The organism is Nocardia sp. NPDC058658 (assembly GCF_042716665.1).
Lineage (GTDB): Bacteria > Actinomycetota > Actinomycetes > Mycobacteriales > Mycobacteriaceae > Nocardia.
Genome location: NZ_JBHXRR010000001.1, coordinates 24,132 through 43,032, shown reverse-complemented (window position 1 = coordinate 43,032; position 18,901 = coordinate 24,132). Strand labels below are relative to the sequence as shown.

The window sequence follows — 18,901 nt, the reverse complement described above, 5'->3', positions numbered from 1 at the left end:
GTGCCGTGCAGCTCTGCGCTGTGCGGCACCGGCGTTTCAGCGTCCGACGAGCTCGCTGGCCGCGGCCAAGACACTGTCGAGTCCTTGTTCGGAGTAGGTTGCGGAATCGGCGCTACAGAATCCGTGGTGTTGCGGTAGGACGTCGACGGTCACACCGGTAATGGTTCGCAGGGTTGATGCGAGGTGGTTCGGGTCGAAGCTGGGCTCGTGTTCGGCGAAGACGAGGTGGGCACGACCGCTGGGGCGCACGTCGAGATGGTCACGAATCCGCGAGCCGTAGACCGCGAGCACCGCATCGAATTGTTCACTCGCCGAGGCGATCCACGCGGCGGTGGCGCCGACGCTGAGGCCGACGCAGTACACGGCCGTATGGTCTGTCACCTGGGCGGCGTTGTAGTCGAGCACTCGGGTGGCCAGACCGGCGGGGCCCAGTGTCGTCATGAAGCGTTCGTAGGCGATGGCCTCGTCGGCTCGCCCGAAAGGTGCGGTGTCGAGTAGGTGCGGTGCGTAGATCGTGGCTTGCGTTGCCTCGCGGAGTTTTTCGGCGAACTGGGTGATGCTGTCGGTGAGGCCGAAGACCTCGTGCACCAGGACTACCGCGATGTCGCCCGTGCTTGTCGGCCGGATCACTGTGTGCTCCCACTGACCAGGACTCGGCATGTGGGAATCGTAGCCTGGGGTTGACACTTGTTCAGTGCACGACTGTACACTGAGATGGTCAGTTGATACCCGCTGGCCTGCACCGCGAATGGAGTCCCACCGAGATGCGTAAACGCGAACCCGGCCGAGAACTGCTCAACGAACTGTCCATCGCCGCACGCCGAACCGGAAACGCGTTGGCGGGCATCGCGAGCGAAGCGGGACGTAAAGGTGCCCGCGAGGTCATCGATCTGGCGCACGAAGGTCGCGAACTGGTCGCCGCGACACTGCGTGCCCGCGCGGACGAACTCAGCCGCCGCCGCTAGTTCCGGTTCTCGCCCGACTGAAATGCCTGTGACCTGCGGGAAAGATTGTCGGAAAAGAATTTTCGCGGTGAGCGATGAGTTCTCACAGCGGGCACCGTCTGTATGAGTGCTACCTGTAGCCGAGATCCGGGAGAGCCTCATGACCGCCAGTTCCGCCGTCACCACCGGCACCCTCGTGGTGCCGGACGCCCGCCTGTATTACGAGGTCCGTGGGGCGGGACCGCTGCTCGTCCTCGTCGGCGCCCCGATGAACGCCGCCTCGTTCGCCGCGGCCGCCGAACAACTCGCCGTCACCAACACCGTCCTCACCACCGACCCGCGGGGTCATTACGCCAGCCCCCTCGACGACCCTGACCAGGATTCGACGGTGCTCGCCCGCGCCGGAGACCTCGCCCAACTCATCACCCGCCTCGACGCGGGCCCGGCAGTGATGTTCGGATCCAGCGGCGGCGCCGTCACCGCGCTGGCCCTGGCCCAGACCAACCCCGACCTGGTCACCACCGTCGTCGCCCACGAGCCGCCCCTGCGCGAACTGCTCCCCGACGCCGACACCCAACGCGCACTCACCGAGGACATCATCGCCACCTACGCCACCGGCGACGTGATCGGCGCCTGGCGAAAGTTCTTCGCTCAGGCCAACATACCGATCCCCGACCCGATGCTCGAGCAGATCTTCGGCGGCGACCGCGACCCGCAGCAGGTGGCCAGCGAACGCTTCTGGTTCGCCCACGAACTCCGCCACACCACCGCCTGGGTGCCGGACCCGCCCCTGCTGCGCTCGATCCCCACCCGCGTGATCATCGGAATCGGTGCCGAATCCACCGGCCAGTTCTGCGACCACACCTCACGAGCACTGGCGTCAGCGCTGGGCGTCGACCCCGTCCTGTTCCCGGGCGACCACACCGGCTTCGTCAACGACCCCATCACCTTCGCATCCCGCCTGCAAGAGGTGCTCGACGAGCCGTGATCGTCGTCCGTAGTGGCGCCGGGCAATGGCTGGGAAGTGGGCAACGATACCCCTCGGACTGCAATGATCTACGAATGAAGGCGACACCGTGACCGACTGGCGTGCGCGATGGCTCGCGACCGTCGCAAGCAACGTGAGCACGCGAAATGGCATCGGCTGGGAGTTCACCGACCTCCAGCAGCGCGATGTCTGGGCCGTATTTCGAGAGGACGGCGGCGACTTCCCAGTGTTCTCGGCGGTGCGCAGCGTAGGCAATTTGCCGCCGTCAGACGACCTCGAGGAAATGACCGGGGAGGCCGTTGCTGATCTGTTGGCGACTGCCGAACTGCCGGACAACGACGGATGGATCACCAAGAACATCACCTCCGCGCTGATGCTCGCGTCCATGGATGTCGTCGGCTGGGAAGGCCAGGAGTGGGCACTGGAGTCCGCTGACGATGGCGTAGCCGTCAGCTGGGCAGCTGCTGACGGCACCAGGATTCCTTTCGCGTGGCTGCGGGCGAAGGGCATCGATCGCGACGCGATGGTCGGCATTTACCAGGACGACGCCGTGTTCGGTCTGTGCTTCCGTCCGAATGTCGACCCGCAGTTGCCTACGCACGACGAGGGTTCGCTCCGGTCGCGGCGCGATGTCCCCGTCGTCACGGGGCAGATCAGGGCCGTCGAGGTCGTCCTCGACACATCGGTCGACGGCGGCTCGACCCCAGGATCGGTCACTGAGGCCGTGCTCCACGGCTACACGACGTCGACGCTGTTGATCGCCGCCGAGGCGTACTCACACGATGAATGGCACCTCTACGGGGAGTTGGTCGTAGTGCTGCCCGACCCCTCAGCCGTCGACGCGCTCGACTGGATTCCGCCGAGGCGAACATGGCGTCCGACCGCAGCCCCCGGTCGCTGATGCACCAACGGGAGGTCCACGAGGACTCGAGGCAGGAAGTGCCTTGGAAATATTCAGCTGAGCGACCCACTACTTCGGTGCGAGGTGTGGGTAATACCGCAGTCCAATGTGTTGGTGGGCTGCGGCTTTCTACCGTTCGGTCATGCGATTTCGACCATTCACTGTTTCGATCTTCATCGCCGCGCTGATCCTGTCCGCCTGTATGACGAGCACGGCCGAGCCCCTAGCCGTCACGCGCGCGGACAGCGTGCGCGCCGACCTGGACGCGATGGTCGGCACGGGTGCCGTCGGGGCCATCGCCACACTCACCGAATCCGGTACGAGCACCGTCGTCGCCGCCGGATCGGCCGACAGGGCAGCGGCGACGCCGATCGCGACCGACGTCGCCCAGCATGTGCGGGTCGGCAGCATCACCAAGTCCTTCACCGCCGCGATCGTGCTCCAGTTGGTGGCCGAACGCCGCGTCGACCTCGACCGATCCGTCGAGAACGTATCTACCGGGACTGCTCGTCGGTGACGGCGTGGACGGTCGCGCGATCACCGTCCGGCAGATCCTGGGTCACCGCAGTGGCCTGCCCGAACCGGCCCGAACCCCGGAGCTCGACGAACACGAAGCGGCAAAGGCCGGCCGCACCTTCACTCCCGCTCAGGAGATCGCACTGGCCCTGGAGCTGCCCGCGAAGTTCGCGCCAGGCACCCGATTCGAGTACACCAACGTCAACTACATCGTCGCGGGCATGCTGATCGAGGCGGTGACCGGCCATCGCTACGCCGACGAACTGCGCGACCGCATCCTGACTCCGCTCGGCCTGTCGAACACCTACCTGCCCGCCACCGGCGAAACCGGTCTGCGCCGGCCCCATCCGACCGGGTACACCACTGTCGAGGGAACCGTCACCGACACGACGCGGATGGAACCGTCGGTGCCGTGGACGTCCGGCGCCCTGGTGAGTACCGGCGCCGACGTGAACCGATTCTTCCTCGCACTGCTGGCGGGTCAGGTCGTCCCCGAGCCCGAACTCCGGCAGATGCTCGACGGCGTCGACATGGGCAACGGTGACGGCATGTTCTACGGTCTCGGCCTCGGATACACCCAACTGCCCTGCGGTGCGCGGTATGTCGGTCACATCGGCGGCGTCCACGGGTTCTCCACCGTCGCCGGTGCCACCCCCGACGGTCGCGCGGTCACCATCGCCTATACCGGCACCGCTGCGGCGGTCGATCTCGGTGGGCTGCTCACGCACGCGCTGTGCGAGTAGCCGTCCCGCGCTCGGTCACGACAGGTGACACCTCGGTGAGGTAGGAGCGTGTGTCCCCGGTGAGGGCCGGGGACACACGCCACCTCGACTAGCGGCTCAGGTCCCGGAAGCGCTGGACGGCCAGCGGGAAGAACACCGCGATCAGCGCCAGCGGCCAGACCACCGCGAGCAACTCCGCATGGGTCGCGGCCCAGGAGTCGCCGTCGGCGCCCGGGTTGCCGAACAGCCCGCGCACCGCGGTGGCCGTCGCCGACATCGGATTCCACTCCACGACCGCGCCGAGCCAGGACGGCATCGACTCGGGGGAGGCGATGGCGGTGGAGAGGAAGCTGATCGGCCAGACCAGCATCTGCACCGCCTGCACCAGTTCCGGTTTGCCCGCGACCATCGCCAGGTAGATGCCGATCCACAGCATCGCGAAACGCAACAGCAACAGCAGGCCCACCGCACCGAGGAAGGCGGCGAACCCGCCGTGCCAGCGCCAGCCGATCGCATACCCCACCGCGATCATCACCGTCAGCCCGACGACCGATTGCAGCATGTCCGCGACGCTGCGGCCGACCAGCACGGCGCCGGAATTCATCGGCATCGAGCGGAACCGGTCGATCACACCCTTGCCGAGGTCCTGGGTGACCGACAGCATCGTCGATTCCAGGCCGAAGGCCATCGTCATGGTCAGCATGCCGGGGACCAGAAAGGACGTGAAGTCCCCGTCGACGCCCCTGCCGCCGCCGATCAGATAGCTGAACATCACCAGCAGCATCACCGGGAACACCAGCCCGACGACCACTTGCACGGGTTGGCGCACCCAATGGTCCAGTTCGCGTCTGGTCATCGTCCAGGAATCGGCGAGCGCCCAGGTCAGCGTCGACTTGGTGTTGTATGTCGTTGTCACACAGTCTCCTTCGTCAGGTGCAGGAAGACTTCGTCGAGCGTCGGCCTGCGCAGGGCGATGTCCTGGGCCTCGATACCCGCCGCTTCCAAGGCCCGCACGGTTTCGGTGAGCGCGGCCATCCGGTCGGCGACCGTGGCGCTGACCATCCGCCGGTCCTCGTCGACGACCGCGTCTCCGGGAAGGAGCGCGGCCGCGAAGGCGAGCTGGGTGGTGTCGTGCAGGACCACGTCGATGCGGTCGCCGCCGGTCTTGGATTTGAGCTGGTCGGCGGTGCCCTCGGCGATGACCTTGCCGTGGTCGATCACCGCGATCTGGTCGGCCAGCTGGTCGGCTTCTTCCAGATACTGCGTGGTCAGCAGCACGGTCGTGCCGCCGTCGACCAGCGAACGCACGGCGTTCCAGACCTCCGTGCGGCCGCGGGGATCGAGGCCGGTCGTCGGCTCGTCGAGGAACAGCACCTGCGGCTGGGAGATGAGCGAGGCGGCGAGGTCGAGGCGACGACGCATGCCGCCGCTGTACTGCGCGACGGCCTTGTTGCCGGTGTCGGCGAGCCCGAATCGGTGCAGGAGCTCGTCGGCTCGAGTACCGGCTCGGCGCGCACCGAGGTGGTAGAGCCGACCGAACATCTCCAGGTTTTGTCGGCCGCTTAGCTCCTCGTCGACTGCGGCATTCTGGCCGAGCAGTCCGATGCGTGAGCGCACCTCCTCGGCGCGGGTGATCGCGTCGATACCCGCCACTTCGACGCGACCCGCATCGGGGCGCAACAGCGTGGACATGATCCGCACGGCGGTGGTCTTACCGGCGCCGTTCGGGCCGAGGATTCCCTGGACGGTTCCGGCGCGGACGGTGAGATCGAGGCCGTCGAGGGCATGTTTGTCCCCGTATCGCTTGCGCAGGCCTTCGACGACGATCGCGTGATCGTGGTCAGTCACTACGTTCCCCTTCGGTCAGTAATCAAACTTGACTAGAAGAACCAAGGTACGAACTTCTCGGTAATTAGTCAAACTTGATTACTTGGTTGGCGCTCGATGTGACGGCACCTGGTTAAGCTGGCTTCGAGATGCTCTAGTCAAGGTTGCCTAGAAGGAGGCGTACATGTCGGCGATCCGGCTGCTGGTCCTGGGCGCGGTCCGTCAGCACGGGCGGGCGCACGGCTACCAGGTGCGCAACGACCTGGAGTTCTGGGGCGCCCACGAATGGTCCAACGCCAAGCCGGGGTCGATCTATCACGCGCTCAAACAGCTGGCGAAGCAAGATCTGCTGGTCGCCCACGAGGTCGCGCCGAGCACCGTCGGCGGTCCGCCTCGGGTCGAATACGAGATCACCGACAATGGCACCGAGGAATACCTCACGCTGCTGCGCCAGGCCCTGACCTCCTATGACCAGAAGATGGACATGCTCTCGGCCGGCATCGGATTCATGGTCGACCTGCCACGCGATGAGGTCGTCGCACTACTCCGGGAGCGGATCGCGCGACTGGAGCAGTGGCGGGGCTCGGTGACCGAGTACTACACCCCCGAGGACGGTCCGGAACAGCTCGGTCACATCGGCGAGATCATGAACATGTGGTTGCACTCGGCCGACAGCGAGGCGGCGTGGACCAACGGTCTGATCGGGCGGATCGAGGGCGGGGCCTATGAGTTCGCGGGGGAGGGGGAACCGTTTGTCGGGGTGCTCGCCGACGATGCGCCGAACCCGTTCTCGACGGGGCCGCACCCAGGCGACCGGCGCTAGATGCGGCCCTGGATCTCCTAACTGAACTTCGCGCCGACCTCACGCATCCGCTCCACCGCATAGTTCGGGTCGATCAGCGACTCGGGCGTGTGGATGCCGGGTGTCGGTGGGGTGCCGTTGAGGCCGAGGAGGCGTTCGGCGCCGAGGGCGATGCCGAGAGCGGTCATGGGTCGTTGGCCGGCTGGGTGGACGAGGTGGTGCGTGCGATCGAGGTGATCACCTGCATGGTCGGTGCCGTCGAGGTCGATGCGGATTTCGAGTGAGGCGGGCTCGCCACGACGCCGCCTCGCCTCGGAACAGGCCGTTCGCGACGCCGCCCCGACCGTCGCCGGGATCGCCCGGGTCATGAGCGCCGCCTACTTCACCTGCGCCACCGAAATGCCCGAGTGGTTCGGGCGGTGTTCGCCTGGCGGGCGGCGGTGTACGCGCCGCGGGGTGCATCGAGGTCTTCGGGCATGGTTTGTTTGCCGTCGGAGAGCAGGATGACGCGGCGGGGACCTGCGAGGGGCGCGATCTTGTATACGGAGTCGATGGCTTGGAGGGCCGTGATTATGCCTTCGCCGGTTGCTGTGCGCTCGGCCAGTCGCACATTGTCGAGGGCATTGGTGAAGGCGGTGCGGTTGGTTGTGGGGCTCACCTGCAGCGATGCGGTGCCCGCGAAAGTGACCAGACTGAGCTGCGTTCCCGGTGCCAGCCCTGGGCTGGGCGTAGTCCTTCAGCGCTTGCTTGGCGACCGCGAGGCGACTCGGCGCGACATCGGTCGCCTCCATCGACAGTGACACGTCGAGCGCCAGCATCACGACCGCGTCGCACACCGCGGGTACTGGCACCGCAGGCTCGCGGACCCGGAAGTCACTTGCCCGCAACCGGATACGACCACGGCGACGCTGATCGACAGTCCAACCATCGCGGGTCGTATCCAGGATCGAAGCACTCGGTCACGCTACCAGCGGGCATGCCGCCAACCAGGGCAAGAACGATGGTCGCTCGAATACACCTGCGCCAGTGGATGTTCAGGTGAAGTGCTCAAAGGTCGGTGGGTGGCGGTGCGGTCGGGCTGGAAACGTCGACGAGGTAGCCGTTGGGGTCGGTGACCAGCATGCGTCGTTGACCGTAGAACAGATCCCGGGGCTCCTCGACGACGGGAACGCGGAGGTCCTTGACGCGGGCGTACACGGGCTCCACATCGTCGACAACGATGGTGATGTAGGAACCGCCGAATCCGCCCCGGGCATGTTCGGGGACCAGGTCGTGATCACGCGCGATGATGCCGATGGTTGCCCCTGAGCCGGCGTCGTCGAGTTGCACGAACCAGTCACTGTCGTAGGCGATTCGGAAACCCAGTAGGTCGACGTAGAAGTCGCGTGTCGCGGGGAGTCGGTCGCTGCAGATGTTCACGAAGCTTCGTGAAATTGCCATATCGACGAGGCTAGCAAGCGGCGGCGATTCCGGGGAGTCCGATCTGGCTCACTCCGCACTGGACAGACCGCCGGGTCTTCGTCTAACGTTTCATTCAGTCAGTTAGTCAACTAACTCAGGAGTGAAAATGATTGTTGTGACCGGAGCGACCGGCAATGTCGGACGTACTCTCGTGCAGACCCTCGCCGCGGCAGGCGAGCAGGTGACCGCCGTGTCCCGGGGCGCCACGGAGCCCGCGCTGCCGGAGGGCGTTCGGCACCAGCGCGCCGATCTCACTGTGCCCGAATCCCTGCGCCCTGCTTTCGCGGGTGCGACAGCGCTGTTCCTGCACGACACCGGGATCAGTGCGCATCTGCTGGATCCCCGCGCCATCCTCGAGCTTGCGAAATCGGCTGGTGTTCAACGGGTTGTGCAGCTTTCGTCGCAGGGTGTGGCCACCCGGCCGGAGTCGGCCTCGCACGGACAGTTGGGGCACTCGTTCGAGGAGGCTGTGCGCGGATCAGGGTTGGAGTGGACGATTCTGCGGCCTGGCGCCTTCGCCTCCAACGCCTACGCTTGGGCGGAGTCGGTGCGGGCCGAACGCACCGTCGCGGCACCGTTCGGCGAGGTGGGTCTGCCGGTGATCGATCCGTCCGATATCGCCGAGGTTGCCGCGGTCGCGCTGCGCGAGGACGGCCACGCCGGACAGATCTACACATTGACCGGTCCGGAACTCAGCACACCTCGTCAGCGGGCCGACAACCTCGGCGCGGCGCTGGGCGAACCGATTCGGTTCGTCGAACAGACTCGGGCGCAGGCACATACGCAGATGCTGCACTTCATGCCCGAACCGGTCGTCGAAACCACGCTCGACATCATCGGCGCGCCGACGCCCGAAGAACAGCGAATCTCACCCGACGTCACCAAGGTACTCGGCCGCGCACCGCACACCTTCGCAGACTGGGCACGACGAAACATCATCGCGTTCAAGTAGTTCGGCGGAAGACACCCGACAGGCGATGCATTCTCGGGCGACGCACCGGGCTCACCAGTAGGTTGGGCGAGTGTTCACTGCGCACGAATCGGAGGCCCTGGGATTGGTCGCGCCGACTGCGCAGCTGTACAGCGCATGGCTCGATGCCCATGCCGAGTGGGGTTCAGGTGCCCATGAGGACGGTTTCGGGCTGCTGCCCGGCGACGATGTCGGCTCCCTGCCGGGATTCGAGGCGTGGGTCGGGCGGCTCGTCGATGCGTCCGCGGAGCACGCGGACTTCCGGTGCACCTATCGCTGGATCGTCGAGGGTGATCGGGTGCTCGGTGGGATCGCGTTGCGACACGGGGACGGGGAATTCGTGCAGCGGGTGGGTCACATCGGATACGGGATCCGGCCCTCCGCGCGGCGACGAGGTGTAGCTACTTGGGCCTTGTCTCGGATCATCGCGGAGGCGTCGGTGCTCGGCATGGACCGTGTGCTGGCGGTTTGTGACGCTGAGAATCTCGGCTCAGCGATGACGATCGAGCGCTGTGGCGGCGTTCTCGACAGTATCGAGGACACCGAATTCGGTGCGGCACGGTGGTATCGGATCACGGTCGGCCGGTCATACGTCTGAATACTGTTGCGGAGCCGGGGCGCTACCCGGACGGCTGCAGTGCTCGACCGGTCGGGGAACCACCGTCGTGGCAGCGTGCGGGCGTAGGATTTCGGGGATGCGGATCGGTGAGCTGTCCAAACGTACGGGGGTGAGTCCGCGCTCGTTGCGGTACTACGAGGAGCAGGGTCTGCTGACCAGTTCGCGGTCCGCGGCCGGGCAGCGGCACTATTCCGGTGCCGTGGTCGAGCGGGTGTCGCTCATTCGACAGTTGTTCGACGCGGGGATGTCCAGCCGGGTGATCGCGTCTGTGCTGCCGTGTGCTGACGTGCCGGGGGATCTGGACGTCGCCGAGGAGACGTTTGCGACGATGACGCGCGAGCGTGACCGGATCGACGCCGACATCGCGCACCTGATCGAGACCCGCGCTGCGCTCGACGTGCTGATCAAAGCCAACGGTCGGCACCGGGCCGAGCTGTCCGCAGCTCCGGCCTGATGCTGTGACCTGCGACTCAGCCGCTTGCCCCTGACATCAGTGTCAGGGGTGAGGATGGCTACGGAGCCCGGAACCACCGGGTTCGGTCAGCCAGGAGGCAGCGAAAAATGGCGCAGGCGTGGGGTTTCGGCAGGTATGGCGGGCCCGAGGTGCAGGAGTTCTTCGATCGTCCTGATCCGGTTCCCGGTCGCGGCGAGGTGTTGATCCGGGTCGAGGTCGCCGGGGTGAACCCCCTCGATCACGCAGTGCGGTCGGGCCTGGTCCCCGGGCTCGACGGCGGGCGACCGTTTCCCCGCGTGCTGGGCATGGAGGCAGCGGGAACCGTTCTCGCCCTGGGTGAGGACGTCGACGGGCTCGCGGTGGGTGACGCTGTGTTCGGGTTCGCGCTCACCGGTGGGGGCACCTACGCCGAGACGACGGTGCTGTCCGCACCGAATACCGCGCGTATCCCGGCGGGCCTGTCCGCGACGGTGGCGGCAACGCTGCCGGTGGCCGGGACAACCGCCGTCGATGCACTCGACCAGCTCGACCTCCCTACCGGTGCCACGATCCTGGTCAACGGTGTCGGCGGCGGTGTCGGCCTCGCTGTCGCCCGGCTGGCCGTCGCCCGCGGGCTGCGGGTGATCGGCACCGGGAGTGCCGCCAAACGAGCGCACGCGGAAGCCATCGGGGTGCGGTTCATCGACTACGCCGCCGGGGACGTCGTCGCCACGGCACGTGAGCTGGTCGCGGACGGCTTCGACGGAATCGTCGACCTGGTCGGGGGCGCCGCGCTGCGGACCGTCGCTCCGCTGGCCCGGGATCGGCGCAATGTCATCGCCGTGGGCGATATGTCTGTGCCCGATCTCGGTGGGCGTTTCGTCGAGCGTCGCCTCGACCGCGAGAATCTGGAGCGGTCCGCCCAGTTGGCCCTCGACGGAGTCCTCGCACCGGTGATCACCGCGGTCCATTCGCTCGCCGATGCCCCCGCCGCCCTCGCCACCGTCGAGAACGGTCACTCTTCGGGCAAGGTTGTCATCGAGGTGATCGCATGACCGCGGACCAGACGACCGGTCTCACCGTTCCCGCGTCCACCCCGACCGTGGCGGTCGCGCCGCTCGTGCTGCCCGCACCAGCGCGCGGCGAGGACCTGCACGTACGCATTGCCGCCCCGGTGACCGGCACCGATCTGCCGATCGTGTTGTTCGCGCACGGATTCGGCTCGAATCTGGACGGCTACGCACCGCTGGTCGACCATTGGGCCGCCCATGGCTTCGTCGTCATCCAGGCCACCCACCTCGATTCCCAGCGCCTCGACATCCCCGCGGATGATCCCCGCAGACCCCGGACGTGGCGCTATCGCGTGGAAGACATGCGGCGCATTCTCGATGACCTCGAGACTCTCGAGGCAGCCGTACCCGGCCTGGCCGGACGGGTCGACCATGGTCGAATCGTCGCCGCGGGGCATTCCTTCGGTGGCCAGACCGCGGGCATCCTGGTGGGTCTGCGTGTCCGGGATCCGCAGACCGGTATCGCCGAGGATCTGTCCGACCCGCGGATCATGGCCAGTATCCAGCTGGCCACCGCGGGAAAGGGCGGTGACGAACTGACGCCCTTCGCCCAGCAGAACTTGCCGTGGCTGCGCGATCAGGACTTCTCCCACATCACCGCCCCCGGACTGGTCGTCGCCGGCGACGCCGACGACCTCCCGCTCTCCACCCGGGGTCCGGCCTGGACGAGCGACCCCTACACCCTCAGTCGCGGAAACAAGAGCCTGCTCACCGTCCACGGCGGCGAGCACTTCCTCGGCGGCATCTCCGGCTACCAGGTGACAGAGACCACCGACGAGAACCCGGCTCGGGTCGCTCTCGTCCAGCACGTCACGCTCGCCTTCCTTCGCCACGTCACCGGCATCGACCACACCGATTGGGAGACGGCCCAGTCCGTCCTCGCCGATGCGCACCCGTTGGGGCGACTGGAATCCAAGTGACACCGCCGTTTCGAAGAGGCATCGAGCCCGTAGTCGAGACCACGCTCGACACCATCGGCGGCTGACTACTTGCGGCTGAAGTGTTCGACCAGCCGGGAGTAGCTGTCGTGGCCGTGACCTGCGGTGATGGCACCGGCGACCAAGTTTCTGGTGTAGGTGGGTAGGTCGGTGTCGATTCCTCGGGTGTGGCTTTCGGAGATCAGGTCGTCGAGGGAGGGGAGGTGGTGTTTCAGGGCACCGTAAGGGGTGGCGAATTCGGTGTTGTCGATCTCGTTCGCGAGCATCGGGAACAGGGACGACAGGGAGGTCAACGAGGGTTCGGCTTGCTGGGTGAAGTCGCGGATCGAGAGGCCCGCGTTGCCGAGAAGTGCTGAGGCGTGCAGGAATCCGTTCAGCAGGCCCCACATGATGCCGTAGAGGACGGGCACGGCGGGGTCGGGGGAGACGAAAGTGGCGCGGCCGCCGAGGGTTCGGAGGAGGGCTTCGTGGCGGTCGAACGTGGTGCGGTCGCCGCCGTAGAAGATCACGGTGTCCGGAGAGCCGATCGCGGGGGCGATGGTCATGATCTGGCCGTGCAGGTAGTTCGCGCCGTGTTCGATCACCAAATGGCCGGTGGTCGTGGACTGTTCGGCGGAGCCGTCGGTCAGGTCGACGACGGTTCGTCCGGCCAGTTCGGACCCGGAGGCACGCAACAGATCCGCCGCCACCGCACCACCTTTGACGTTCACGATCACCACGTCGGCTGAAGCAACGGCCGCCACCGGAGTCGCGGCAGGCTGTGCGCCCTTGGCCACCAGCGGATGCGCCTTGTCCTCGGACCGGTTCCATACGGTGACTCGATACCCGGCATCCAGCAGTGCAGTGGCCAGTGCCGACCCCATTTCACCCAAGCCCAGAACTGCGACCGCCGGTGTCTGTGCGTTTTCACTCATGAAACGAACCCTAGAAGCTCAACAAACCTTTAGGTCAAGGGGTGAGATCAGGCTCGCCGCTTGATGGTTGCGAGCCAGGCGGGGGTCGTGACGGCGAATCGGGTTCGCAGAGTTTCCGGGGTGACGGCGGCCAGGTGCCAGGCCGGGTCGTCGGTGAAGGGTGCGGTGAGGGCTTGTTCGGTGACGGGATGCGGGCCCGAGTCGCTGAAGCACAGCACGTACAGGGTGCCGCCGGGGTCGATGACCGAGGCCAGGCTGGCCACGTATTCGGTGCGTTCGGAGTCGTCGAAGGTGTGGAACAGGCCGCAGTCGAGGACTGTTTCGAAGCGGCGGTAGAGGCGTTGCAGGTGTAGGGCGTCGGCCATGGCGAAGTCGGCGTCGATGCCGCGGTCGTCGGCGGTTTGTCTGGCGGTGGCCAGTGCTGTTTCGGCAACGTCGACGCCGAGGACCGGGAGACCACGGGCGGCGATGAACAGGGCGTTGTCGCCGGTTCCGCAGCCGACGTCGAGAACCGGCCCGCAGAAACCGCCCGCTTCGGCCAGTCGCACGACGGCGGGTTGCGGGGCGCCGATGTCCCAGGGGGCGGGGCCGTCGAGGTAGGAGGCATTCCACGGTTGGCCGGCTCGGCGTTCGTGGCTGGTCGGTGGGCGGGAGTCGGGTGTCGACTGCATCAGTGGATGAATGTCGCGGAGCGGTCGGCGAGGTCGAGCAGTGGCTGGGGGAAGATGCCGAGCAGGAGGGTGGCGCCGGCGCTGAATGCCACGACGAGGGTGGTGGCGAAGGGTGCAGTGACGGTGGGGGCGTCGGCCGGGGGGTCGGTGAAGAACATCAGGACGATGACGCGGACGTAGAAGAAGGCCGCGATGGCGCTGCAGAGGACACCGACGATGACCAACGCGGTGTAGCCCGCACCGGAGGCCGCCGCGAAGACGGCGAACTTGCTGACGAATCCGCTGGTGAGTGGCAGGCCGGCGAAGGACAGCAGTAGCAGGGCGAATGCCGAAGCGAGCCACGGGGATCGGCGGCCGAGGCCTGCCCAGTGGGACAGGGCGGTCGCTTCGTCGCCGGAGGCGTCGCGGACCAGACTGACCACCGAGAACGCGCCGACCGTGCCGAGGCCGTAGGCGAGCAGGTAAAACAGCACGGCGGCGACACCGGCGGTGTCGGCGGCGACCATACCGACGAGCAGGAAACCGGCGTGGGCGATCGAGGAGTAGGCGAGCATCCGCTTCACGTCGGTCTGGGTGATCGCCATGACCGCGCCGACGACCATCGTCGCCACCGCGACCGCGGCCAGGACCGGACGCCAATCCGGGCTCAGCGCATCGACTCCCACCATCAGCACCCGCATGGTGGCGCCGACGGCGGCGATCTTGGTGGCGGCGGCCATGAAGGCGGTGATCGGGGTCGGCGCACCCTGGTAGACGTCGGGCACCCAGGCCTGGAACGGGACGGCACCGATCTTGAACAGCAGACCGACGGCGAGCATGCCGATGCCGAGCAGGCCCAGGGTCGCGTTCTCGGGTTGCTTGTCCAGTGCCGCACCGATTCCCGGCAGCGACACCGTGCCGGTCTGCCCGTAGAGCAGGGCGACACCGTAGAGGAAGAACGCCGAGGAGAACGCACCGAGCAGGAAGTACTTCAGTGCCGCTTCCTGGGAGAGCAACCGCCTGCGCCGGGCCAGCCCGCACAGCAGATACAGCGGCAGCGACAACACTTCGAGCGCGACGAACATCGTCAGCAGATCGTTCGACGCGGGGAACAGCAGCAGACCGCCGACCGCGATCATCGTCAGCGGGAACACCTCGGTCGTCGCGACACCCGAGCGCACGGCCGCGAGTTCGTGCGCACTCCCGGGCACCGCGGACGCCTGCGGCGTGAACGCGTCGACCCCTCGATCCAACGCGGCCGCCGCCCGGCTCCAGGTTCCCGGCCCGCTGCGCGCCCTCGGCACCGCACCGCGCTCGGCGATCAGCAGCAAACCCAGCAGCGCGACCAGCAGGATCGTGCCCTGCAGGAACAGTGTCACCCCGTCGATGGCGACCGCGCCCACCACCGCCGTGCCCTCGGACCCGGCGAGCAACATGACCGCGATCAATGCGCCGACCACACCGGCCAACCCGAGCACCAACTGCGTGAGATACCGGTAGGGCCTGGGCACGAACGCTTCGACGAGCACACCCACCACACCGACCGCGAACACGATCAGCATCGGGGAGAGCAGGTGGTATTCGATGCTCGGTGCGGGCGCGATGGCCGCGAGCTCGGTGATGGTCACGGAGTCCGTCCTCATTTGTGGCCGCCTGCGGGCGGGATGGCCGCGCCTGCTTCGGGGGCGGGGACCGTCGGAGCGGGGTCGTGCTTGCCGATCGTCGACAGGGTGTGTCCCACAGCGGGATCAACCAGATCCAGGATCGGTTTCGGATAGAACCCGAGCACCAGCAACGCGACCAGCAGCGGCACCACCACGGCCAACTCGCGCGGCACCAGGTCACGCAGGTGCTCGTTGCCCTGCTTCAGCGGGCCGGTCATCAACCGCTGGTACAGCCACAGAATGTAGATCGCGGCCAGCACCAGGGCACCGGTCGCGATCACCGCCGCGAGCTTGTACTTGGGGAAAGTGCCGATCAGGACCAGGAACTCGCTGATGAACGGTGCGAGGCCGGGCAGTGAGAGGGTGGCCAGGCCCGCGATGAAGAACGTGCCCGCGAGCACTGGCGCGACCTTTTGCACGCCGCCGTATTCGGCGATCAGCCTGGTTCCGCGCCGGGAGACGAGGAATCCGGCGATGAGAAACAGTGCGGCCGTGGACAATCCGTGGTTGACCATGTAGAGGGTCGCCCCGGATTGGGACTGGGTGGTCATGGCGAAGATGCCGAGAATGATGAACCCGAAGTGCGAGATCGAGGTGTAGGCGATCAGGCGCATGATGTCGGTTTGGCCGATGGCGAGCAGCGCGCCGTAGAGGATGCCGATGACCGCCAGGGTGATGACCAAGGGCGCGAATGTGTCCGAGGCAAGGGGGAACAGCAGCAGGCAGTAGCGCAGCATGCCGAAGGTGCCCACCTTGTCGACCACGGCCATCATGAGCACCGCGCTCGACGGGGTGGCCGAGACTGCGGCGTCGGGCAGCCAGGTGTGCAGCGGCCACAGTGGTGCTTTCACCGCGAAGGCGAACATGAAGCCGAGGAACAGGGCGTTGAGAACCGCGGTGCTGCCGCCGAGTTCGCCGTTGTTGGCGGCGGCGACCACGATCCGCAGGTCGAAGGTGCCCGCCGAGCCCTCGCCAAGGCCGGCCTTGGCGGTGAGGACGTAGAGCCCGATCACCGCGGCGAGCATGACCAGCCCACCGAAGAGGTTGTACAGCAAGAACTTCACGGCCGCGCGGGAGCGTTGAGCGCGGATCGCGAGGTCGGTGGTGCGGGTGCCGAAACCGCCGATGAGGAAGTACATCGGGATCAGCATCGCTTCGAAGAAGATGTAGAACAGCAGGATGTCGAGCGACAGGAACGAGATCAGCACCATCGACTCGACCAGCAGCATCAACGCCATGTAGATGTGGGTGGTGCGGGGGCCTTCGCCGGTGGCGGTGTCGTCGTTCCAGCCCGCCAGGATGAGCAAGGGCATCAGCACGGCGGTGAGCAGGACCAGCGCGGTGGCGATGCCGTCGAGGCCGAGGGTGTAGCCGACGCCGAATGCCGGGATCCATTCGTGGGATTCGACGAATTGGTACTGGTCACCGCCGGGCTGGAACCGCACCGTCAGGACAACGGCCAGCACGAGCACACCGATCGACACCGCGAACGCCAATCCGCGCGCCACATTTCGTCGAGCGGCGGGGACGGCGAGCACCAGGCCCGCCCCGATCGCGGGGGTGAGCCAGAGTGTCGTCAGCCAGGGAAACGAGTTCACCAGAACCTCACGGCGAGAAGGGCAGCGGCCACCAGGGCCGCGCCGGTGAACATGGACAGAGCGTAGGAGCGCACGAAACCGGTCTGTACCTTGCGGATTCGTGCCGACAGGCCGCCGATCGAGGCGGCTGTACCGTTCACGATCCCGTCGACGCCCTTCGCGTCGAGGAACACCAGCGCCCTCGTGAGATGACGGCCGGGGCGTTCGAACACGGCTTCGTTGATCTTGTCGCCGTAGAGGTCATCGCGCGCCGCGTCGGTCAGCACGCTGACCTGTTCCGGCGCGACCTCGGGGATCGAGTTCTCGGCGTACTTGCGGTAGGCGATGGCCACGCCGATCGCGACCGCGGTCAAGGCCAGACCGGTGACCACGGCGGCAGGGATCACGGGTTCCGCGTGATGGGAGCCGACGACCGGTTCGAGCCAGTGCACCAGCGACGAGCCCCACACGAACAGTCCACCGGCGAAGACGGATCCGAACGCGAGCAGGATCATCGGGCCGGTCATCACCGCGGGTGATTCGTGCGGGTGGGTGTCGGGCTTCCAGCGGCGTTCGCCGAAGAACGTCATCAGCATGACCCGCGTCATGTAGAAGGCGGTGAGCGCGGCGCCGACGAGAGTGACTGCGCCCAGCAGGATTCCGGTGGCGCCGCCGTGGTCGAAGGCGGCTTCGATGATCTTGTCCTTGGAGAAGAACCCGGAGAACGGTGGCACGCCGATGATGGCGAGGTAGCCGAGGCCGAAGGTGATGAAGGTGATCGGCATCAGGGTGCGCAGGCCGCCGTAGCGGCGCATGTCGGTTTCGTCGTTCATCGCGTGCATGACCGAGCCGGCGCCGAGGAACAGGCCGGCTTTGAAGAAGCCGTGGGTGAGCAGGTGCATGATCGCGAACGCGTAGCCGGCGGGGCCGAGGCCGACGGCAAGGATCATGTACCCGATCTGGCTCATCGTCGAGGCCGCGAGGGCCTTCTTGATGTCGTCCTTGGCGCAGCCGATGATGGCGCCGAACAGCAAGGTCACCGCACCGACGGCGATGACGGCCGTACGGGCGTTGGGGGCGAGGTCGTAAATCGGGTTGGAGCGGGCGATCAGGTACACACCGGCGGTGACCATGGTGGCGGCGTGGATGAGCGCCGAGACGGGGGTGGGGCCTTCCATCGCGTCGCCGAGCCACGATTGGAGCGGTACCTGCGCGGATTTGCCGCAGGCCGCGAGCAACAGCAGTAGCCCGATGGCGGTGAGGGTGCCTTCGCTGGCGCCGGGGCTGGCCGCGAAGACGGTCTGGAAGTCGAAGGAGCCGAAGGTCGCGAACATGACCATCATGGCGATGGCCAAGCCCATGTCGCCGACCCGGTTCACGACGAAGGCCTTCTTGGCTGCTGTTGCGGCGGAGGGCTTTTCGTACCAGAAGCCGATCAGCAGGTAGGACGCCAAACCGACGCCTTCCCAGCCCAGATACAGCACGAGGAAGTTGTCGGCCAGCACCAGCACGAGCATGGCGGCCAGGAACAGGTTGAGATAGCCGAAGAACCGGCGCTTGCCCGGGTCGTGGCTCATGTAGCCGAGCGAATAGATGTGGATCAGCGAGCCGACACCGGTGATGAGGAGCGCGAAGCAGATCGACAGCTGATCCAGTTGCAGGCTGAACCCGACCTGTAGATCACCGGTGGGCACCCAGTTGAACAGTTCCTTGTGCACGGCGCGGTCGGCGTCGGGGCGGCCTAGCATCCCGAAGAACGCGACCATGGCGACCACGAACGACGACAGCGCGGCCGCGGTAGCCAGGTAGGGGCCGAAGCGGTCGGTGAGGTGGCCGAACAGCAGCAGGACGATCGCGCCTGCGAGCGGCAGGATGGGCAGCAGCCACAGCGTTGCGGTACCCATG

At 66.7% G+C, this 18,901-nt stretch carries 21 protein-coding genes and 1 pseudogene; 11 read left to right on the top strand and 11 right to left on the bottom strand.

All coding sequences use genetic code 11. The annotated features are described in order from the left end of the window. Positions 1-36: 36 nt before the first annotated feature. Positions 37-660: a dienelactone hydrolase family protein gene (locus tag ACFWUP_RS00250; protein WP_379229452.1), complete on the bottom strand. Its 624-nt coding sequence runs from the start codon at positions 658-660 to the stop codon at positions 37-39. Positions 661-764: 104 nt separating this feature from the next. Here ACFWUP_RS00250 and ACFWUP_RS00245 point away from each other — a divergent pair, with 104 nt between their 5' ends. From ACFWUP_RS00245 to ACFWUP_RS00225, 5 genes are all read left to right on the top strand, one after another. Beyond that, on the top strand, positions 765-965 hold the full coding sequence (locus ACFWUP_RS00245; RefSeq protein ID WP_379229451.1) for a hypothetical protein: 201 nt from the start codon (positions 765-767) through the stop codon (positions 963-965). Between the two features lie 139 nt (positions 966-1,104). Continuing rightward, the gene (locus tag ACFWUP_RS00240; protein ID WP_379229450.1) at positions 1,105-1,932 is read left to right on the top strand and encodes an alpha/beta fold hydrolase; all 828 of its coding nucleotides are present in this window, start codon (positions 1,105-1,107) and stop codon (positions 1,930-1,932) included. A gap of 88 nt (positions 1,933-2,020) precedes the next feature. After that, a complete protein-coding gene (locus tag ACFWUP_RS00235; protein ID WP_379229449.1) occupies positions 2,021-2,833 on the top strand; it encodes a hypothetical protein in 813 nt (270 codons plus the stop codon). A 142-nt stretch (positions 2,834-2,975) separates the two neighbouring features. After that, positions 2,976-3,350 carry a serine hydrolase gene (locus tag ACFWUP_RS00230; protein ID WP_379229448.1) on the top strand — a complete coding sequence of 125 codons (375 nt, stop codon included), beginning with the start codon at positions 2,976-2,978 and terminating at the stop codon, positions 3,348-3,350. A gap of 4 nt (positions 3,351-3,354) precedes the next feature. Then, positions 3,355-4,092, top strand: a complete 738-nt coding sequence (locus tag ACFWUP_RS00225; RefSeq protein WP_379229447.1) for a serine hydrolase domain-containing protein — start codon at positions 3,355-3,357, stop codon at positions 4,090-4,092. 88 nt (positions 4,093-4,180) lie between these two features. Here ACFWUP_RS00225 and ACFWUP_RS00220 read toward each other — a convergent pair whose 3' ends face one another. Together ACFWUP_RS00220 and ACFWUP_RS00215 are read right to left on the bottom strand one after the other, a co-directional pair. Beyond that, positions 4,181-4,987, bottom strand: a complete 807-nt coding sequence (locus ACFWUP_RS00220; protein WP_379229446.1) for an ABC transporter permease — start codon at positions 4,985-4,987, stop codon at positions 4,181-4,183. After that, a complete protein-coding gene (locus ACFWUP_RS00215) occupies positions 4,984-5,919 on the bottom strand; it encodes an ATP-binding cassette domain-containing protein (RefSeq protein WP_379229445.1) in 936 nt (311 codons plus the stop codon). The genes ACFWUP_RS00220 and ACFWUP_RS00215 overlap by 4 nt, the downstream gene beginning before the upstream one ends. A 163-nt stretch (positions 5,920-6,082) precedes the next feature. Between ACFWUP_RS00215 and ACFWUP_RS00210 the strand changes: the two genes are divergently transcribed. Continuing rightward, a complete protein-coding gene (locus tag ACFWUP_RS00210) occupies positions 6,083-6,721 on the top strand; it encodes a PadR family transcriptional regulator (RefSeq protein WP_379229444.1) in 639 nt (212 codons plus the stop codon). 17 nt (positions 6,722-6,738) lie between these two features. Here the strand turns inward: ACFWUP_RS00210 and ACFWUP_RS00205 are convergent, their stop codons facing one another. The 3 genes and pseudogenes from ACFWUP_RS00205 to ACFWUP_RS00195 all read right to left on the bottom strand — a co-directional run bounded on the left by ACFWUP_RS00205 (position 6,739) and on the right by ACFWUP_RS00195 (position 8,140). Then, positions 6,739-7,068, bottom strand: a complete 330-nt coding sequence (locus ACFWUP_RS00205) for a hypothetical protein (RefSeq protein WP_379229443.1) — start codon at positions 7,066-7,068, stop codon at positions 6,739-6,741. Positions 7,069-7,124: 56 nt separating this feature from the next. Then, positions 7,125-7,527, bottom strand: a pseudogene (locus ACFWUP_RS00200) (VWA domain-containing protein); the annotation flags it as partial. Between the two features lie 220 nt (positions 7,528-7,747). Continuing rightward, positions 7,748-8,140, bottom strand: a complete 393-nt coding sequence (locus ACFWUP_RS00195) for a VOC family protein (RefSeq protein WP_379229442.1) — start codon at positions 8,138-8,140, stop codon at positions 7,748-7,750. Between the two features lie 127 nt (positions 8,141-8,267). Here ACFWUP_RS00195 and ACFWUP_RS00190 point away from each other — a divergent pair, with 127 nt between their 5' ends. The 5 genes from ACFWUP_RS00190 (at position 8,268) to ACFWUP_RS00170 (ending at position 12,173) form a co-directional block, all read left to right on the top strand. Next, entirely contained in the window at positions 8,268-9,113 is an 846-nt protein-coding gene (locus ACFWUP_RS00190) for an NAD(P)H-binding protein (RefSeq protein ID WP_379229441.1), read from the top strand. Between the two features lie 70 nt (positions 9,114-9,183). Next, positions 9,184-9,729: a GNAT family N-acetyltransferase gene (locus tag ACFWUP_RS00185; RefSeq protein WP_379229440.1), complete on the top strand. Its 546-nt coding sequence runs from the start codon at positions 9,184-9,186 to the stop codon at positions 9,727-9,729. A gap of 97 nt (positions 9,730-9,826) precedes the next feature. Further along, positions 9,827-10,204 (top strand): MerR family transcriptional regulator, encoded by a 378-nt coding sequence (locus ACFWUP_RS00180; RefSeq protein ID WP_379229439.1) that lies wholly within the window; start codon positions 9,827-9,829, stop codon positions 10,202-10,204. Positions 10,205-10,311: 107 nt separating this feature from the next. Continuing rightward, positions 10,312-11,238 carry an NADP-dependent oxidoreductase gene (locus tag ACFWUP_RS00175; protein WP_379229438.1) on the top strand — a complete coding sequence of 309 codons (927 nt, stop codon included), beginning with the start codon at positions 10,312-10,314 and terminating at the stop codon, positions 11,236-11,238. Beyond that, positions 11,235-12,173, top strand: a complete 939-nt coding sequence (locus ACFWUP_RS00170) for an alpha/beta hydrolase family protein (protein WP_379229437.1) — start codon at positions 11,235-11,237, stop codon at positions 12,171-12,173. Before ACFWUP_RS00175 ends, ACFWUP_RS00170 begins: the two co-directional genes overlap by 4 nt. Positions 12,174-12,238: 65 nt before the next feature. On the opposite strand, the gene ACFWUP_RS00165 is transcribed toward ACFWUP_RS00170, so the two are convergent. From ACFWUP_RS00165 to nuoL, 5 genes are read right to left on the bottom strand one after another with little or no spacing between them, the layout of a single operon-like run. Next, complete coding sequence (locus tag ACFWUP_RS00165; protein ID WP_379229436.1) at positions 12,239-13,105, bottom strand: NAD(P)-dependent oxidoreductase; 867 nt, start codon at positions 13,103-13,105, stop codon at positions 12,239-12,241. Between the two features lie 47 nt (positions 13,106-13,152). Then, complete coding sequence (locus ACFWUP_RS00160) at positions 13,153-13,776, bottom strand: class I SAM-dependent methyltransferase (protein WP_379229435.1); 624 nt, start codon at positions 13,774-13,776, stop codon at positions 13,153-13,155. Further along, entirely contained in the window at positions 13,776-15,398 is a 1,623-nt protein-coding gene (gene nuoN, locus ACFWUP_RS00155) for an NADH-quinone oxidoreductase subunit NuoN (protein ID WP_379229434.1), read from the bottom strand. The genes ACFWUP_RS00160 and nuoN overlap by 1 nt, the downstream gene beginning before the upstream one ends. Then, positions 15,395-17,017: an NADH-quinone oxidoreductase subunit M gene (locus ACFWUP_RS00150; protein ID WP_379229433.1), complete on the bottom strand. Its 1,623-nt coding sequence runs from the start codon at positions 17,015-17,017 to the stop codon at positions 15,395-15,397. The genes nuoN and ACFWUP_RS00150 overlap by 4 nt, the downstream gene beginning before the upstream one ends. Next, entirely contained in the window at positions 17,014-18,900 is a 1,887-nt protein-coding gene (gene nuoL, locus ACFWUP_RS00145; RefSeq protein ID WP_379229432.1) for an NADH-quinone oxidoreductase subunit L, read from the bottom strand. Before nuoL ends, ACFWUP_RS00150 begins: the two co-directional genes overlap by 4 nt. Between the last annotated feature and the right edge of the window lies 1 nt (position 18,901).

What these genes read in the sequence shown, in the direction of transcription:
- ACFWUP_RS00250 (WP_379229452.1), bottom strand. Translation starts at nt 660, where the DNA reads ATGCCGAGTCCTGGTCAGTGGGAGCACACAGTGATCCGGCCGACAAGC.
- ACFWUP_RS00245 (WP_379229451.1), top strand. Translation starts at nt 765, where the DNA reads ATGCGTAAACGCGAACCCGGCCGAGAACTGCTCAACGAACTGTCCATC.
- ACFWUP_RS00240 (WP_379229450.1), top strand. Translation starts at nt 1,105, where the DNA reads ATGACCGCCAGTTCCGCCGTCACCACCGGCACCCTCGTGGTGCCGGAC.
- ACFWUP_RS00230 (WP_379229448.1), top strand. Translation starts at nt 2,976, where the DNA reads ATGCGATTTCGACCATTCACTGTTTCGATCTTCATCGCCGCGCTGATC.
- ACFWUP_RS00210 (WP_379229444.1), top strand. Translation starts at nt 6,083, where the DNA reads ATGTCGGCGATCCGGCTGCTGGTCCTGGGCGCGGTCCGTCAGCACGGG.
- ACFWUP_RS00205 (WP_379229443.1), bottom strand. Translation starts at nt 7,068, where the DNA reads ATGACCCGGGCGATCCCGGCGACGGTCGGGGCGGCGTCGCGAACGGCC.
- ACFWUP_RS00195 (WP_379229442.1), bottom strand. Translation starts at nt 8,140, where the DNA reads ATGGCAATTTCACGAAGCTTCGTGAACATCTGCAGCGACCGACTCCCC.
- ACFWUP_RS00190 (WP_379229441.1), top strand. Translation starts at nt 8,268, where the DNA reads ATGATTGTTGTGACCGGAGCGACCGGCAATGTCGGACGTACTCTCGTG.
- ACFWUP_RS00180 (WP_379229439.1), top strand. Translation starts at nt 9,827, where the DNA reads ATGCGGATCGGTGAGCTGTCCAAACGTACGGGGGTGAGTCCGCGCTCG.
- ACFWUP_RS00175 (WP_379229438.1), top strand. Translation starts at nt 10,312, where the DNA reads ATGGCGCAGGCGTGGGGTTTCGGCAGGTATGGCGGGCCCGAGGTGCAG.
- ACFWUP_RS00170 (WP_379229437.1), top strand. Translation starts at nt 11,235, where the DNA reads ATGACCGCGGACCAGACGACCGGTCTCACCGTTCCCGCGTCCACCCCG.
- ACFWUP_RS00165 (WP_379229436.1), bottom strand. Translation starts at nt 13,105, where the DNA reads ATGAGTGAAAACGCACAGACACCGGCGGTCGCAGTTCTGGGCTTGGGT.
- ACFWUP_RS00160 (WP_379229435.1), bottom strand. Translation starts at nt 13,776, where the DNA reads ATGCAGTCGACACCCGACTCCCGCCCACCGACCAGCCACGAACGCCGA.
- nuoN (WP_379229434.1), bottom strand. Translation starts at nt 15,398, where the DNA reads ATGAGGACGGACTCCGTGACCATCACCGAGCTCGCGGCCATCGCGCCC.
- nuoL (WP_379229432.1), bottom strand. Translation starts at nt 18,900, where the DNA reads ATGGGTACCGCAACGCTGTGGCTGCTGCCCATCCTGCCGCTCGCAGGC.